Annotated in this window: 11 protein-coding genes; 3 read left to right on the plus strand and 8 right to left on the minus strand. The window is 33.9% G+C overall.

The window, feature by feature from the left end; all coding sequences use genetic code 11:
* Positions 1-90: 90 nt before the first annotated feature.
* The gene (locus tag NYQ10_RS05575; RefSeq protein ID WP_289879254.1) at positions 91-1,029 is read right to left on the minus strand and encodes an L-threonine 3-dehydrogenase; all 939 of its coding nucleotides are present in this window, start codon (positions 1,027-1,029) and stop codon (positions 91-93) included.
* A 310-nt stretch (positions 1,030-1,339) separates the two neighbouring features.
* On the opposite strand from NYQ10_RS05575, the gene NYQ10_RS05580 reads away from it, so the two are divergent.
* The 3 genes from NYQ10_RS05580 to NYQ10_RS05590 are packed head-to-tail and all read left to right on the plus strand — an operon-like array spanning position 1,340 to position 6,325.
* A complete protein-coding gene (locus NYQ10_RS05580; RefSeq protein WP_289879255.1) occupies positions 1,340-1,954 on the plus strand; it encodes a hypothetical protein in 615 nt (204 codons plus the stop codon).
* A complete protein-coding gene (mfd, locus tag NYQ10_RS05585; protein WP_289879256.1) occupies positions 1,947-5,312 on the plus strand; it encodes a transcription-repair coupling factor in 3,366 nt (1,121 codons plus the stop codon). Before NYQ10_RS05580 ends, mfd begins: the two co-directional genes overlap by 8 nt.
* 23 nt (positions 5,313-5,335) lie before the next feature.
* A complete protein-coding gene (locus tag NYQ10_RS05590; protein WP_289879257.1) occupies positions 5,336-6,325 on the plus strand; it encodes a tripartite tricarboxylate transporter TctB family protein in 990 nt (329 codons plus the stop codon).
* Positions 6,326-6,397: 72 nt separating this feature from the next.
* Here NYQ10_RS05590 and NYQ10_RS05595 read toward each other — a convergent pair whose 3' ends face one another.
* From NYQ10_RS05595 to NYQ10_RS05625, 7 genes are all read right to left on the minus strand, one after another.
* On the minus strand, positions 6,398-8,545 hold the full coding sequence (locus NYQ10_RS05595; RefSeq protein ID WP_289881010.1) for a glycoside hydrolase family 97 protein: 2,148 nt from the start codon (positions 8,543-8,545) through the stop codon (positions 6,398-6,400).
* Positions 8,546-8,625: 80 nt separating this feature from the next.
* Positions 8,626-10,008 carry an alpha-amylase family glycosyl hydrolase gene (locus NYQ10_RS05600; protein WP_289879258.1) on the minus strand — a complete coding sequence of 461 codons (1,383 nt, stop codon included), beginning with the start codon at positions 10,006-10,008 and terminating at the stop codon, positions 8,626-8,628.
* 98 nt (positions 10,009-10,106) lie between these two features.
* On the minus strand, positions 10,107-11,186 hold the full coding sequence (locus NYQ10_RS05605; RefSeq protein WP_289879259.1) for a SusE domain-containing protein: 1,080 nt from the start codon (positions 11,184-11,186) through the stop codon (positions 10,107-10,109).
* 13 nt (positions 11,187-11,199) lie between these two features.
* Positions 11,200-12,708: a RagB/SusD family nutrient uptake outer membrane protein gene (locus tag NYQ10_RS05610; protein WP_289879260.1), complete on the minus strand. Its 1,509-nt coding sequence runs from the start codon at positions 12,706-12,708 to the stop codon at positions 11,200-11,202.
* An 8-nt stretch (positions 12,709-12,716) separates the two neighbouring features.
* Positions 12,717-15,929 carry a TonB-dependent receptor gene (locus NYQ10_RS05615; protein WP_289879261.1) on the minus strand — a complete coding sequence of 1,071 codons (3,213 nt, stop codon included), beginning with the start codon at positions 15,927-15,929 and terminating at the stop codon, positions 12,717-12,719.
* A 190-nt stretch (positions 15,930-16,119) separates the two neighbouring features.
* Positions 16,120-17,298, minus strand: a complete 1,179-nt coding sequence (locus tag NYQ10_RS05620; RefSeq protein WP_289879262.1) for a FecR family protein — start codon at positions 17,296-17,298, stop codon at positions 16,120-16,122.
* A gap of 308 nt (positions 17,299-17,606) precedes the next feature.
* Positions 17,607-18,170, minus strand: a complete 564-nt coding sequence (locus tag NYQ10_RS05625) for an RNA polymerase sigma factor (protein ID WP_289879263.1) — start codon at positions 18,168-18,170, stop codon at positions 17,607-17,609.
* Positions 18,171-18,174: the final 4 nt, after the last annotated feature.

The following is an 18,174-nucleotide window of genomic DNA, read 5'->3' on the forward strand; positions in this document are numbered from 1 at the left end:
TAGGCTAAAGCCCTTTCGCTTTTAAAACAAAAAACCTCCAGCTAAAGCTGGAGGCAATTAATGTTTGCATTTTATAAGATTGAAAACAGTTTAACTCAAATGCTCAATCATATCTTTTGTCATCGATTCCAAATCAAATTTATGATTCCATTCCCAATCTTCTCTTGCAGAACTGTCATCGATACTTGCCGGCCAACTGTCCGCAATTTTCTGACGGAAATCTGGATTGTAAGTGATTTCAAATTCAGGAATATGTTTTTTAATTTCGGCAGCAATTTCAGTTGGAGTAAAACTCATCGCAGCTAAATTATAAGAAGAATGTATTTTGATTTGCTCAACAGGCGCTTGCATAATATTAATAGTTGCATCGATTGCATCATCCATATACATCATCGGCATTTTGGTTTCTGATGATAAAAAGCATTCGTATTTTTTATCCGCAATTGCTTTATAAAAAATATCAACAGCATAATCTGTAGTTCCGCCACCTGGAGGTGTAGACCAGCTAATTAAACCTGGATACCGAATACTGCGTACATCAACACCATAAATATTATGATAATATTCGCACCATCTTTCTCCGGCTTGTTTACTAATTCCGTAAACTGTAGAAGGCTCCATAACAGTATATTGTGGTGTGTTTTCTTTTGGAGTTGTTGGTCCGAAAACGGCAATACTTGATGGCCAGAAGATTTTCTTAATTTTTTTTGCTTTCGCTAAATTCAAAACATGAAAAAGCGAATTCATATTTAAATCCCAAGCAAATGCAGGATTTTTTTCTGCGGTAGCAGACAAAAGTGCCGCCATTAAATAAACATCAGTAATTTGATGTACTTCTACCAAATGTTCGATTTGATTAAAATCTAAAGCATTGACCACTTCAAAAGGTCCTGAGTTTACAACATCAGTATTTAATTTACGAATATCAGAAGCGATAACATTTTCTGTTCCGTATATTTTGCGCAGCTTTTGTGTCAGCTCTGTTCCAATTTGACCGCAAGCGCCAATGATCAATATTTTTGGATTCATTTTTTTGATGATTTTTAGAAGAACAAATATAACGTTTTCGCAATTACTTATGCTTTTTAGAATCATAAATTATTAATTCAATAATGAAAAAGTTTGTTTTTTGGATAATTCTCTTTCAAGGTGTGTCTTTGTGCCTTTTTTTAAATCCTCTAAAATCCTCAATTCTATTGATAAAAAGCAAACGAAAATACTTTTTAAGCCATTTAAATTAAATCAAAAAAATAACAATCATTTACCGAATCTTTAGCAAAAATCAGAATTCGTAATTGTAAATTTACTTTGTAACTTTGTAGCTTAATGTTTTTATCAAATGAAATATAAAATATCTCTTTTTCTGCTTTTGACAGCTGTATTGTTTTCTTGCCAAGATCAAGACGAAAAACGCCGCGCAGAAAATGCAAAAGAAGCTAAAAAGAAAGAAGCTATTTTTAATAATATAAATAAAGGCTGGACGTTTATAGATGAGCCAATCAACGAGATTTCTGAATCGCAATTGAATTCGTGGACAGAATGGCGTGATTTTATGAAGGAAATTGGAGATAAGCCAAGAAAAACAATTGGAGCTTTTCAGAAAAAATCGGCTGCGATTTCCAAAAAAGCAATGGCTTTAAATAATACCATTCCAACAATATTCGATCAGCCCGCCTTCAGAAGCCGTATTTCTATTTTAATTACTAAAATTAGAATGTTGGATTTGTTTATTCATTTAAATAAAATTCCAGATGATAAAGTTGTTTTTTTAGTTCAAGAAATCAATAAAGAACTGATTTCTTTAGAAAGACAAATGGATAAAATTGTCGAAAGAGCCAAAGTTCCGAAAGAAGAAGGAGAAGAAGATTTCCTTAGAATGTTAGATACCGCGCGCGCAATTCCGAATGCTGTTGCACCGCCTCAATTAGATCAAAACGTACCAAGAGTTGAGTAAAAACGCCTTATATACAACCTACGATAATCTGCCGAAAGCGCAGCAGATTGCGACAAGTTTACTGGAAGGGAATCAGATAAAAATGAATATCAGCGGATTGTTAGGATCTGCTGTTTCATTTATTATTCGTTCCGTTTTTAAGAAAACAGAATTGCCTTTTTTGATTGTTTTAGACAACAAAGAAGAGGCCGCTTATTACCTAAATGATTTGGAACAGATGATTGGAGAACAAGATGTTTTGTTTTATCCAGCATCATTTCGACGTCCGTATCAAATTGACGAAACAGATAATGCGAATGTTTTGCTTCGTGCTGAGGTTTTGAATAGAATCAATTCAAGAAAAAAACCAGCTGTAATTGTTACTTATCCTGAGGCGCTTTTTGAGAAAGTAGTTACGAGAAGAGAATTAGACAAAAACACTTTAAAAGTAGCTTTGAATGATAAAATTTCCATTGATTTTATCAACGAAGTCTTGTTCGAATACGAATTCAAAAGAGTAGATTTTATTACAGAACCTGGCGAATTTTCTGTTCGTGGAGGAATTGTCGATGTTTTCTCTTTCTCAAACGATCATCCTTATAGAATTGAATTTTTTGGAAACGAAGTAGACAGTATTAGAACTTTTGATGTTGAAACACAATTGTCTGTCGAAACACATAAAAAAATCACGATCATTCCGAATGTGGAGAACAAGCTTTTTCAGGAAAATCGAGAAAGCTTCTTAGATTATATTGCGGAGAAAACAGTACTTTTTATTCAAAATACGGAAGGACTTTTTAGTCAGTTAGACAAACAATTTGCAAGAGCGGAAGAAGCTTTTGAGAAATTGTCTAAAGAAATAAAACACGCGGCGCCCGAACAATTATTCTTAAATCAGGCGTCATTTATAAAAAGATCTTTAGACTTTTCAGTTGTAGAATTGGCTTCAAGACCAGTTTATAAAACAACTAAAAAATTCGAATTTCATATTCAGCCTCAACCTTCATTCAATAAACAATTTGATTTATTGTTGAATAATCTGAGCGAAAATCATTTTAACGGATACATAAATTATTTGTTCTGTTCGAATGAAACACAGGCAAAACGTTTTCACGATATTTTTGAATCTTTAGACGAAGCCAATTCTGAAAATATTCGCAAACAATATAATACAATCGTATTGCCTTTATATCAAGGTTTTATTGATGAAGAAAATCAGATAACTGCTTACACCGATCACCAAATTTTTGAGCGTTATCATAAATTCAACATCAAAAATGGTTATTCGAAAAAGCAAAATATTACGCTTAAAGAATTAACCGCACTTTCTGTTGGCGATTATGTAACGCATATCGATCACGGAATTGGTAAATTTGGCGGATTGCAGAAAATTCAGGTTGAAGGCAAAACACAAGAAGCCATTAAATTGGTTTATGCCGATAATGATATTGTGTATGTGAGTATTCACTCGCTTCATAAAATCTCAAAATACAACGGAAAAGACGGAACGCCTCCAAAAATCTACAAATTAGGATCGAACGCGTGGAAAGTTTTAAAACAAAAAACCAAAGCGCGAGTCAAACATATTGCGTTCAATTTGATTCAGTTGTATGCAAAACGTCGTTTAGAAAAAGGTTTTCAATTTGCGCCCGATAGTTATCTTCAAAACGAATTAGAAAGTTCGTTTATTTACGAAGATACTCCTGATCAAACCAAATCGACAGCGGAAGTAAAAGCCGATATGGAAAGCGATCGCCCAATGGATCGTTTAGTTTGCGGGGATGTTGGTTTCGGGAAAACAGAAGTTGCCATTCGTGCTGCTTTTAAAGCGGTTGACAATAGCAAACAAGTTGCGGTTTTAGTTCCGACAACGATTTTGGCGTATCAGCATTATAGAACTTTTTCGGAACGATTGAAAGATATGCCTGTTTCTATTGGTTATTTAAACCGATTTAGAACGGCAAAACAAAAAACACAAACCTTAAAAGATTTAGCCGACGGAAAATTAGATATCGTAATTGGAACGCATCAATTAGTAAACAAAAATGTAGTTTTTAAAGACTTAGGTTTATTGATTGTTGATGAGGAACAAAAGTTTGGTGTTAACGTAAAAGATAAACTGAAAACCATTGCAGCAAATGTTGATACGTTGACATTAACTGCAACGCCAATTCCAAGAACTTTACAGTTTTCATTAATGGCGGCGCGAGATTTATCGGTAATTACAACGCCTCCGCCAAACCGTTATCCTATTGAAACAAATGTTGTTGGTTTTAATGAAGAAATAATTCGTGATGCGATTTCGTATGAAATTCAAAGAAATGGACAAGTTTTCTTTATCAATAACCGAATCGAAAATATAAAAGAAGTGGCTGGAATGATTCAGCGTTTGGTTCCAAATGCAAGAGTCGGAATTGGTCACGGACAAATGGACGGTGCCAAACTAGAAGAATTGATGTTAGGTTTTATGAACGGAGATTTTGATGTTTTGGTGGCGACAACAATTATTGAAAGTGGTTTGGATGTTCCAAATGCCAACACGATTTTCATCAATAACGCCAATAATTTCGGATTATCAGATTTGCATCAAATGCGCGGTCGAGTAGGACGAAGCAACAAAAAAGCATTTTGTTATTTTATTTGTCCGCCGTATTCATCAATGACTGAAGATGCCAGAAAACGTATTCAGGCTTTGGAACAATTCAGTGAATTGGGAAGCGGTTTCAACATTGCGATGAAAGATTTAGAAATTCGTGGTGCAGGAGATTTATTAGGTGGAGAACAAAGCGGTTTCATTAATGAAATTGGTTTTGATACGTACCAAAAAATCATGAATGAAGCTATTGAGGAATTAAAGGAAAACGAATTCAAGGACTTATATCCTGAAGAAAATGATATCGACACGAAAGAATACGTAAAAGACATTCAGATCGATGCTGATTTCGAATTATTATTCCCAGATGAATATATCAATAATGTTTCGGAACGTTTGGTTTTATACAACGAATTGGGCGCAATAAAAGACGAAGCAGGTTTACAAGAATTTGAGAAAAAACTAATCGACCGTTTCGGACCATTACCAAAACAAGCCGTTTCTTTATTAAACAGCATCAGAATAAAATGGATTGCGACTAAAGTCGGAATTGAAAAATTGGTTTTGAAACAAGGAAAAATGATTGGTTATTTCGTATCTGATCAACAATCAGATTATTATCAATCGGTGAAGTTTAGGAACGTCTTAACTTTTGTTCAGAAGCATGGTAATCTTTGTAAAATGAAAGAAAAACAAACCATTAATGGTTTACGGTTGTTATTGACTTTTGAAAATGTGAAGTCGATAAAACGTGCTTTGGAATTGATGGAGTTGTTTGAGGAGTAATAATTTAATCGCATAGAAATTAAATGATTATAGAATTTGAAAATTCACTAGAGGATTATTCTAGAAGTTCAAACGAATATTTGAGAAAATATTTTGTAAATAGTATTCTAGCTTCGATTTTAGTTTCATTTATTATAACACTAATTATTGTTTCTTTTAAAGTTATAGAATTTGATTGGGCTCATATTTCTTTAATTTTTATTGTTTTAACAATAGGATTTACAGCTTTCTATAATTTAAAAAGTGTTTATAACACTTATAGGATAAGTAAGCTAGTCAAGAAAAATTCATCATTTTTAGATAAAAAAAGAATTATAATTGAAGCTGACGGATTGATTTATGGCGAGCAAAATAAAAAATATGAATGGCATTTGTTTAAAAAAGTTGACGACTTGCCTAATTATATTTATCTGATTCTTCATGACAAAACCACTATAATTATTAATAAAAAAGGATTGAAAACTTATGAAATTAATGATTTTCTTAAAGAGGTGTCGAGTTATATAATTTATAAAAAATCATTTTTCGAAAAAATTTCTTCAAAGAGCCTTTACAAATTAGGGTTTGTAGGATTGATTCCAAACTTTGGATTGATTTCAGGAACAGTTTTGATTGTTCAGGGTTACGTTAGAAAAGACAATAAAATGAAAATAATAGGATTGGCAGGAGTTCTTTTTACCCCTTTATTTTGGTACATTTTTTTGAATAGTGATTTTCAAGAAAACAATTTGACCCAATTTACAAATCATAAATTGAATGAAATTGTAAAAGATTTGGAGTTTTATAAAAGCAAAAATGGTCAATATCCAGATAGTCTTGGACAATTAAGATCACAAAATAAGTTTTTTAATGATCAAGAACTTTTTAGTAATGAATTTGATTTTAAAAAATCAAAACCCGAAAAGTTTTACTATAAAAGATTAGAGAATGAATATATTTTGAAATCATTTGGACCCGATTTAATTCTAAATACTAAAGATGATATTTATCCAGAATTAAAAATGGAAAAATAAAATTCGTAGAAAAAAACAAAAATGGCGCATGAAATTTTCATGCGCCATTTTATTTACTAATTAACCAAAATTTTATAGTTTCTTCAATCCCTTCAAATCAGAAGCACTTCCTTCTTTAATGCTAATAGCAACACCACCTCCCGGAGCTAAATATTGCTTCAATTTGCTTTTTGAATTTACAATAACTTTAGTAACCGTATATTTTTGTGGATTTTGATTCCAATTAGCATCTTTTGCATCAGCATAAATGGTTGCAATGAAATTTTTTCCAGCAGGTAAATAATCAAAAGAAATGTTTGCTGTTCTTGTATTTTCGTCTGTAATTCCGCCAATGAACCATTCGTTTTTGCCTTTTGCTTTACGGGCAATTGTGATATAATCTCCTGGTTCTGCTTCTAAAATATAACTGTTATCCCAATCTACGGCAACGTCTTTAATGAATTGAAATGCATCTGGAAAACGCTCGTAATTCCCAGGAATATCAGCAGCCATTTGCAACGGACTATACATTGTTACATAATAAGCCAATTGTTTTACCAAAGTTGTATTTACGCGTTGTGTACTTCCTGTTCCGTAATACGAAAGATCGGTTTGGAAAATCCCAGGCGTATAATCCATTGGGCCTCCCATTAAACGTGTAAAAGGTAAAATTGTCGTGTGATCTGGCGCTAATCCTCCCATAGATTCGAACTCCGTTCCGCGAGCAGATTCTTGAGCAATCCAGTTCGGAAAAGTTCTATTTAATCCAGTTGGGCGAACCGCTTCGTGACTGTTAATCATAATTTTATAATCGGCAGCACGTTTGGCAACGTTAATATAATGATTTACCATCCATTGTCCGTCGTGATGTTCGCCACGCGGAATAATCTGACCAACATAACCTGTTTTTACAGCATCATAACCATTATCATTCATAAACTGAAATGCACGATCTAAGCGACGCTCATAATTGGTTGCAGATCCAGAAGTTTCGTGATGCATAATAATTTTTACACCTTTTGAAGCCGCATAAGCATGAACCGCTTTTACATCAAAATCAGGATAAGCAGTTACAAAATCAAAAACATCTTCTTTCCAATTTCCAATCCAGTCTTCCCAACCAATGTTCCAACCTTCGATCAAAATGGCATCGAAACCATTTTTAGCAGCAAAATCGATGTATTCTTTGGCACGTTCTGTAGTGGCACCGTGTTTTCCGTTTGGAGTAAGTTTCGTAAAATCATCCGTCATTTTGACGTTGTTCTCTTTTCCAAAAGCCCATGTACTTCTTCCTGCAACGAAATATTCCCACCAAATTCCAATGTATTTCACAGGTTTAATCCATGAAACATCTTTATAACTTGTTGGTTCATTAAGGTTTAAGATCAATTTTGAAGCTAAAATATCTGTTGCTTTATCGCTTACTACAATCGTTCTCCAAGGTGTTTGAGTATCCGTCTGCATATAGCCTTTTGCTCCAAGTACATCTGGCGCTAAATGACTAATCATTTTATTGGTTTTAGAATCAACTTCAAGATACATTGCCGGATAATTGATCAATCCTGCTTCGTGAATGTTGATGTATAAACCATCGTCTGATTTCATCATTGACGGCGTTTGAACAGATAATTCTTTGATTGGTTGTTGTGCATTAATTTCAATAGTTGCTTTTTTCATCAAAGAAGGAATTTCAGAAATCTTCGAAGTCGTATATGCATATTCGTTGGTATCATAATCTCCTGGAATCCAGAAAATTTTGTGATTTCCCGCTAAATTAAATTCAGAACGTTCTTCTTTAATTACAAAATAACTTAACTCATCTTGTTTCGGAAATTCATATCTAAATCCCAATCCGTCGTTGAACAAACGAAAACGAATACGGATAAATCGATTGTTGTTTTTCGCTTGCGCTAAAGTGACAACCAATTCGTTGTAATGATTGCGAATTGTTTTTTCTTCCCCTAAAACTGGATTCCAATTTTCATCAACAGAAGATTGCGCTGTGTTTGTAATGGTAAAACCATCCATAAAAGACGCTTTGTTCTGAAGTTCTAAACCTAAAGAACTTGGTTTAATAACCGCTTTTTGTTTATATGATAATTGGTAAGACGGAATTCCGCCCTCTTTTAATTCAAATTTTAAAGAAAGATTTTTGTCTGGCGAAGTTATTTCTTGTGCTTTAAGCGAAAATACGCTTAGAAGGATAAAAAATAAAAGCGCTGTTTTTTTGCTCAAACGCATTTGAAGCAATGATTTTTGGAATTGAAAATTCATGTTATTTTGTTTTGTTGCAAATTTAGGCTTTAAAGTTGCTTTTGAAGTTAATTTTTCAACACTAAATATTGAAAAGGTTGAAGCGTTATATCTGAACCAACTGTAACAGCTGCTCCAGTAAATGCATCTTTCCAATTTCCTTTTAATGTATTTGGAATAAGATGTTTTACGGTAGAACTTGTTAAATTAGAAAGAACAAAAACTTTTTCTGCATCTTTTATCATAGTGAAAGCACTAACAGCATTACTGCTGTAACCTGTAAATTCTCCAGTTTTAATTGCATTGCTTGTGTTTCTGAAAGCAATGATTTTTTTGTATTCCGCCAGCATCGAAGCATCAGCAGTTGACCAATCGATTGGAGTTTTAGCGAAATAATTTAATCTTTTGTCGTAACCAATTTCCTGTCCGTTGTAAATCATTGGAATTGATTTTAAATAAGCAGCGACAACAAACATTGCAATAGATCCTTGTTTGCCTCCAAAAAGTTCTAATGGAGTTCCGTCAGAAAGGTTTACGTCGTGATTACTTGTATATCTAACGACTTTATTTGATGGATCGTAAACGTTGGCATATTCTGTCGCGTTCGAATCTTGAATCGTTGTTGCAGGTTTATTCTCTTTAAAAAGCTGTTCGATTGTATAAAAGAAATTGAAGCCAAAAGTAAAATCAAAGCCTGAAGCAAAATGATTGTATTTTGAACCTTCAGCCAACATTAAAATTTCTTGATTCTTTTTGATTTTTCTTAATTTGGTAATCGCATCTGACCAGAAATTGTTTGGGACAAAATCAGCATAATCGCATCTGAAACCGTCAATATTGGCGTTGTAAACCCAATAAGACATGGCATCAATCATGGCATCTTTCATTTCTGTATTATTGAAATTCAATTGCGCAACGTCATTGTAATTTGTTCCTGGAGGAATAATAATATTTCCGTTTGCATCTTGTTGATACCAATTTTTGTGTTGTGTAATCCAAGCATTATCCCAAGCGGTGTGATTGGCAACCCAGTCTAAAATAACAGCCATGTTTTTTTTGTGCGCTTCTTCAACCAAAGTTTGAAGATCTTGCAAAGTTCCGAAATCAGGATTTACAGCTTTATAATCTTTTACGGCGTAAGGAGAACCTAATTCGCCAGTTGCTCTTTCTTTTCCAACAGGAAAAACAGGCATCAAATAAATAACATTTACACCCAATTCTTGAATTTGAGTTAATCTGTCTTGAACACCTTTCAATGTTCCTGCCTGACTAAAAGCACGAATGTTTACCTGATAAATTATGGCATCTTCTTTCTTTGGCATTTTATCAAAAGGAGCGCCGTATTGTGTATACGGAGATGGCGGAGTTTTGTTTTCGTCATCAGAAGAACTGCACGAAACAAAAGCTAATGCAAGCAATAATCCGTAAACGATTTTTATATTGAATTTCATGATTTTTACTTTTTTATGTTTTTAAATGGCTGAAAAGTAACCTGCCTTTCGAAGTAAAAAGGCAGGTAAACTCAAACCAAACTAAACTTAATTTTTATCTATTTTTTTGTGATAGTGTAAGTTGCTGTTGGAGGATATCCGGTAGTTGCAGGATCAACATCATTTATTTGTAATGTGATTTCGTATGTACCGCCTTCGCCCACATAATGGGAACCTTGATCATCCAAATACACAATTCCGTCTGTGGTATTTTTAGGTCCGTAATTGATTGTCCAGCTATTGTTCAATCTGAATTTCACATTTCCAGGAACTAAAACTGCGGTAACTTTCCAAGTTTTTGTCTGATGATCGTAACTCATTGGCGTACTGTTATCCCAGCTTCCAGAAGTTGCATCACCGACAATTCCCCAAGAATAAGGTGTTGCGGTCCATTTTAAAGTATTTAAATTCACTTTAATTTGATAAGAACCAGCAGCAGGAAGTTGAAAATCAGTATCACTCATGTTTTGCAAATCGCTGTTGGTTGCTCCAGCGCCATAAAACTGTGCCCAGTTTCTCTCTGTATTTAATTTGAATCCAAGTCCAGCCCCAGGAGCAGCCGTCATGTAGCCTTGGTAAACACCTTTTTGAATTGCAGTTAAAGCTGCAGCCGTTTCTATAGCCCAATTTTGATAACTTCCAGGCATATAAATTTCGCCAAAAACAACGCTTTTTTCGTAAGGCGTAACAGTCAAAGTAATAGGATTTGAAAACACTTTACGATCCATAGCCGCTTCAACACGAACGACAAGTTTTCCTTCAACATCAATTGGTATTCCTAAATCGACAGCAATTTTATTTAATTCCTGACCAATTAAAGTTTTGCTTAAAACATCTGTTCCAACTTCAATTCGCTTAGCTTTTTGCCAAGCATTTGCACCGCTGGTATCTCCAACTAAATCAAATTGTAAAGCGTAAGTTACAGGAGCTTCGATAGGAAAAGTTACTTCAGGCCATGAAACTAATAAAACCTGATCGTCTGCTGAATCTTCTGTTAGAACAATTTTGCTAGATGAAACAGTAATTTCTGAAGGGAAATTAACAGCCTCTAGAGTTGTTAATTCGGCATCGCTGTCGCAGGATGAACCCAAAAACAGCAAACTGCCTAATATGAATAATTTATTGATATATTTTTTCATGATAGTTTTGTTTTTAGTAACCAGGGTTTTGTTTTAATCCGCGATTTGCATCTAAAGCCGAGGTTGGAATTGGGAACAATTTTCTGAATGCAGGAGACGCAGGTCTGAATTCGTTTGCCAATAAAAATTTGTCAAAACGAATCATATCTTGTCTTCTGTGACCTTCCCAGCTTAATTCAAATCCTCTTTCGTTATAAATTTCATCAAGAGAAGGATTGTGATCTAAAGCATTTAATCCCGCACGTTGTCTGATTTGATCAATAAAAGGTTTTGCAGCTGCAGCATTTCCTAAACGAGCATTACATTCTGCCATCATTAAAATTACATCGGCATATCTAAAAATAGGGAAGTCGTTTGAAGCTCCTCCACCAGTTCTTGGTGCAACTGGATAAAATTTCACGTTACGAACTCCCGCCTGCGGATCTGCTCCTGGATTATCAAGTGAAGCAACATCAAGCGTATAATTGAAACCGCCTGGCTGTTCTCCAAATAGATATTGTTTTCTACGAATATCATTCGCATCATATTTTAAGAAAAAAGCTTTAGGAACAATAGTACCATTCCAACCGCTAAAACCAAATAAAGCCTGTGCGTGCGCGCCGTACAAACTGCGAACTGCATAAACATTACGTGAAACGATATCTAGTGTTGCGTAAATTGGAAGAATAGTTTCATCTTCTGGAAGAACATCTCCAAATAACTCAAAATACTTACTCCCTAACGGATTTGCAGCATCCACAGCACCAGAATGAAGTGTAAATCCGCCTTCGGCAACTTTGTTACAAGCAGCCAAAGCTTCATTCCATTTTGGAGTTCCCGTATAAACCTGAGCATTCAAGTACACTTTTGCTAACAAAGTATAACCTGCCCATTTGTTGAATCTTCCGTAATAATTTCCACCTCTTGTTCCTGATAATAAATCAACGTTTTCAGTCAATTCTTTTACAATAAAATCATAAACTTCTTTACGGCTTGATTGCGGAATTTTATCAACTGTAATATTATTATCTGTGAAGAAAGGAACATCTCCATAATCATCAATCAATAAATAATAAAAGAAAGCTCTCAAAGTCTTAGCTTCAGCAATTTTTGAAGCATCGGCATTTGCTTTTTGCAATAAATCTACCGCTAGATTGGCATTGAAAATAGATTTGTAAAGCCAGTTCCAAGTGTTATTAATAATGAAATCTGTTGGAAGCCATTCGTGTTTATGAAGACGCGCAAAATCCATTTGCCAGTCGCCCGTATTTCTGTGTGGAATAACCTGTTCGTCAGAAGACATACAGTTCATATCGTACCAGCCATTATCGGCTCCGGCATAACCAACGCCACTTGCTCCATCTCGAACAAATTCTCCTGGAACTTGAGCATATACAGCTGCTAGAGCAATATCAGCTCCTGCTGGCGTTCCATAAAAGTCTTCCGCAGGATATTTGTCGTACACATTTTCTTCGATGTCTGTACAACTAAAAAGTGTCAGGAAACAAATACTTCCTGTCAATATTATATTTTTGATTTTCATTTCTTTTACTATTTAAATTTTACAGTCAAGCCAAACGCCACACTTCTCGTACGAGGATAAATTCCTCTATCTCCACCAAAGTTATCGGCTGGGTTACCACTTCCGCTTACATTCAATTCTGGATCAATTCCTGAGTAATCGGTAATTAGGAATAAGTTGTTTCCTGTAAGTGAAAGTCTAATAGTATCAATATATTTATCTGTAAAACGGAAAGTATATCCCGCTGTAAGATTTTCTAAACGAACAAAAGAACCGTCTTCTAACCATAAATCAGAACCGTAAGGAGAAGTGTAAATTCCGGTTTCTACAGCGCTCGCTAAAACATTCGATTTACCAATATTTTCCAATCTGCTTAAGTTAGAGCGTAATCCATTATAAATTTTATTTCCTCCCGAACCTCTTACTAACATAGAAGCGTCGAAGTTTTTGTATCGGTAAGATGGATTAAATGAGAAAGTGTAAGTTGGCAAAGCAGAACCTGCATAATAACGGTCTGGACTTTTAACGCCTTGATCGATTATGCCGTTTCCGTCACGATCCAAAACAGTTTCAACATTGTTTTCGTTTTTTCCTGTATGTTCAAGAATATAAAATGCTCCAATCGGTTTCCCTTTCACTAAATAAGAGTTTGCAGCTCCCCATCCAACATAATCTGTATTTAAAGGAACTCCGTTAATGCTTCCATTTAAATTAAGCACTTCATTCTTCATAAAAGAAACATTTCCTGCCAAAGTAAGCGTGCTGTTTTGAGATTTAATTACGTCATAAGCAAGCGAAACTTCGATACCTTTATTCGAAATACTTCCAACATTTGCCTTAATTGTGTTGTAAGGATATGGAGGCTGAGGTACAGTATAATCAAATAATAAATCTTCTGTTTTTGAAGTATAAAGATCAACTGTTCCTCTTAATCTGTTGTCTAAAAGAGCAAAATCAAGACCTAAATTGGTTTGCTTTTTGGTTTCCCATTTCAAGTCTGCATTTGAGTTTTGGTAAATGCTGTAATTGGTAATGGGCTGACCACCAAAATAAGTAATTCCAGAGTTTCCAACCAATGAAAGTGATTGCTGCGGAAGAAGACCTTGCTGATTTCCAGTTGCTCCATAACCTACGCGAACTTTCAATTCATTAAATAAATTTTGTTTTTGCATGAAAGGTTCTTTGTCAATTTGCCACGCAACAGAAGCTGAAGGGAAATTTCCCCATTTGTTATTAGCTCCAAAAACAGACGAACCATCTCGACGAATACTTGCTGTAACTAAATAACGGTCTAATAAAGAGTAATTTACTCTTGCTAAAAATGAAACTAAAGTTCTGTCATTTTTATATGATGTTATATCGCCCGGACGAACTTTTGACAAATCTCCTAATTGCAATGCGTTATAAGTTGTTTTATCATTCATAAAACCTCTCGCTTGCGCATAATTGCCTTGATAAGCCTGATTTTGCCATTCGTATAAACCTAAAGCATTAATGCTGTGTACGCCAAAAGTTCTTTTATAGTTTAAACTGAAATTGGTTAATTTTTCATTTTGCCTTTCATTTTTAATATTGGCAAAACCATTTTGGTCAATTGCATAAGCAACAGTAGATTCTATAGGCTGAAAATAACCATAAGTTACATTTGTTTTTCTCCAGCTTCCGAACCAGCTTGCTACTAAGCCTTTTGCTAAATCCAAATCGGCTTTTAAACTTCCAAATAAATTATCATTTTGCGCTTCATTTGTAGTAGTTTGTGCCGCTGCATACGGATTTAAATATTGAAATACATTTGAATCTGTAAAATAAGTTCCGTCAGTGTTAAAAACAGGATCTGTTGGTCTAACTAAATACGCATTTGTAATTAAATTTGAAGTATAAGCCGCTGTTCCAACACTTTGAATAATACTTGTTGTATTATTAATTCCTGTATTTAAATTGAAATTCAATTTTAATTTATCATCCAAAGCCGTTTGAGTAGCCTGAATGCGTCCAATATATTTTTTGTTGCTCGAATTAATAACAACTCCATCTTGTAAAATAGCAGATAAAGAAGCTCTATAACTAAATTTATCTGTTCCTCCGCCAAAAGATAAAGTATGCGTTTGAGAAATTCCAGTTTGGGTTAAAATACCATACCAATCTGTATCTGAACCATGATTTGCAGATGCAGGAACACCAACACTTTGAGCTGCTGACCACCATTCGTCAGCATTTAGCATATGTAATTTTTTCGGAATAAAATCTAAAGAAGTCGAACCGATATATTCCATAGAAGTTTTACCCGCTTTATTCTTTTTTGTTGTAATGATAAGCACACCTGGCGCACCGCGAGAACCATAAATTGCAGTTGCAGAAGCATCTTTCAAAATATCAAAACTTTCAATTTCGCTTGGCGGAACTTGGTTTAATAAATCCATATTTCCTTGAATTCCATCTACAACTACCAAAGGATCGCTTCCTCCAATTAAAGACGAAATTCCACGAATACGAACGCTTGGCCCTTGACCAGGCTCGCTTCCTAATTGCGTAATGTTAACACCTGCCGCTTTACCAGCAATTAATTGCAACGGATTCACAATTGCACCTTGATTCATATCTTTTGAGGCAATTGAAGAAACCGCACCCGTTACATCTCTTTTTGTAGCTGTGCCGTAACCAACAACTACAATTTCTTGTAAATCAGTTGCATCTGGAAGAAGCTGAATATTGATTACGCTCTGATTAGCGGTAACTTTTTTCTCTTTATATCCAACAAAAGAAACCACAATAACAGATTGCGCACTTTCAACAGTCAGTTTATATTTTCCGTCAAAATCAGTAACCATTCCGTTTCTTGTTCCTTCTTCAATAACAGAAGCTCCGGGTAAAGGCATTCCGTTTTCATCAGTAATGACACCTGTTACGGTCTGTTTTTGAAATTCGATTATCTGTGATTTGAGTTCTGGCTTTTTTAGAATAATCTGTGTATCACGAATTTTAAATTCGGTTGGGGTTCCTTTAAAAATTCGATCTAAAACCACATATATAGACTGATCTTTTACAGAAATTGAAACCGTTCGATCTAAGTCGATATCGCTCAATTTGTAAATAAATCTGAAATCCGTTTTTTGCTCAATGGTCTCAATAACCTTTTCGATTGTTGAATTGTTTAATTCCAGAGTAACTTTTGTCTTTTGGGCATAAGTATTCCCTCTAATATTAAACATGGCGACCAAAATAAGTAGTGTAGTTAGTTTCAATTTTAGGTCTTTTTGGAACAATGAGTATAGAAACCCATTATTCTTAGATTTTTTTTTCATAATTTTGTTAATTGATTGTAGTTAATTCGTTATATTCAATCACTTAGTTAATCGGAAATTGTTCGCAGCTCTTTCCGATTTTTTTATTTAATACGCTTTTTTCTTCATAGATTTTGGTTGGTTTTAGTGGTTATTTAATTAGTATTTGATTGTTTTTTATCGTGTAATTAATGCCATGAATTTCATTGAAATAACTCATCACATTTTCTATTGATTCTTCTTTAAAACTTGCATTGAATTTTTCGTTAGCCAATTTTTCATTTTTATTGATAATGGTAACATTGTAACGTCTTTCCAGTTTTGTAATGATATTTTTGAAAGTCATATTTCTAAAAGTCAAGCCACCATTTATCCAAGAAGTGTAGATATCTGTAATAACCGCTTTTGTCGAAATTTTAGCATTTTCTTTATTGAAGCTTCCTTTAAATCCAGGCTTTAAAATGGTATTTTTATTAGCATCAAATTCTTGATTAGATTGATACATTCCAACAGAACCTTCCACCAAAACAACATCGGTTACAGCATCTTCAGGATAATTGGAAAGATTGAAATGCGTTCCTAAAACACGTACATTCAATTCGTCAGCATTTACTATAAATGGATGTTTTTTGTCTTTTGCAACATCAAAAAAAGCTTCACCATCAAGAAAAACCTGTCTGTTTTCGCCAGCGATAAATTTTACAGGATATTTTAAAGTCGTTCCAGAATTTAAGTGAACAAACGTTCCATCAGATAACTGAAGACGAAATTTTTTACCATAAGGAATTTTAATCGTGTTGTAAACCAATTTTTCAGGATCAGAACTGTTATCGTAAACCAATTTATCTCCATTTTGATTTCCGACAATATTTCCTTTGGAATCTTTTACTTGAGAAGAATTGTTTTCAGAAATAATTTGAGTTTCTCCATTTTCTAATTGCAAGACAATATCAGAGCTTTTAAAATCGAATTTTTGTTCAACAGCTTTGTCTGTCATATTTTGTTTGTAGAAAAAGCCAATTCCCAATAAAACAACAATCGAAGCGGCAATGGAAATGTATTTTCTATAATTAGATTTTCTAGAAGGAATTTCGATAACAGATTCTTCTTCTTTTGAAGCTTTTAAAATATTATTGAAAATAGCATCGGCTTTTTGCTTGTCCATTTTTGGGATTTCGTCCAAAAGATTCTGAACATCTTCCACAGTCGGAAAATCATCTGTAAGCTGATTTTTTTTATAATAAGCAATTACCTCGTCTATTTCTTCGGGAGTGCATTGGTTTAAAACAAACTTTTGTAAAAGACTTTTTATTTCAGGATTTGAATTCATTACGAATTGGTTTTATTTCTGGGTTCTTTATATAATACAGTTGAGAATATTTTTAGCACTACTCAAACGTTGTAAATTTTTAAATTTTAACATTTGTGTTTGTTTATTGTTTTGATTTTTAGGTTTTTATTGGTTTTGTTTTTTTGAAAAAAATAATGATAAATGAGTTTTGCCACAGATTAAAAAGATTAAAAAGGATTTCAATCTGTGAAAATTCTCTAATCTGTGGCTTTAAAAAGAGTATGAAAATTATAATCAAAAAAAAATCACTCCGAAGAGTGATTTTAATGGCATTATTGTGGTTTTGGTTAGATAATTTCATCGTGAAGTTGAAAAAAACCGCGCATCGATTCGAGCGCTTTACTCATCTGGTTCCGGACGGTATTTATCGAAATACCTAGTTCCTGACTTATTTCTTCATAGCTCATTCCTTTTTTGCGTGACATTTTAAAAATCTGCCGTCGTTTTGGAGGAAGCTGTTTTATAGCTTGTTTCTGGAGTTTTTTGCAATCGGCTTCGCGAATAGCATAATCTCCGTAATCATGTGATTTCTGACTTTCATAAAAAACAGCTTCTTTTAAAATAACTTCATTTGCTGCTTTGTTCAAAACATTAAAAGCCTGATTTCTTGCAATCGTAAAAATATAGGCTTTAAATGATTGTTCTATATTTAAACTTTCGCGGTTGAGCCAAACCTTCATAAAAACATCCTGCACATTTTCTTCAGCCGCTTCTTTTGATTTTAAAAGACTAATGCTGTAACCATAAATATCTTGGTAGTATAAATCAAAAAGTTGTCGAAAAGCTTTTTCGTTTCCGTTTTTGAGTTCACTCACCAATAATTTTTCACTATGGTTTGCTGCTTCTAACAATTTA

The sequence above is a fragment of the Flavobacterium johnsoniae genome (genome assembly GCF_030388325.1).
Classification (GTDB): Bacteria; Bacteroidota; Bacteroidia; order Flavobacteriales; family Flavobacteriaceae; genus Flavobacterium; species Flavobacterium johnsoniae_C.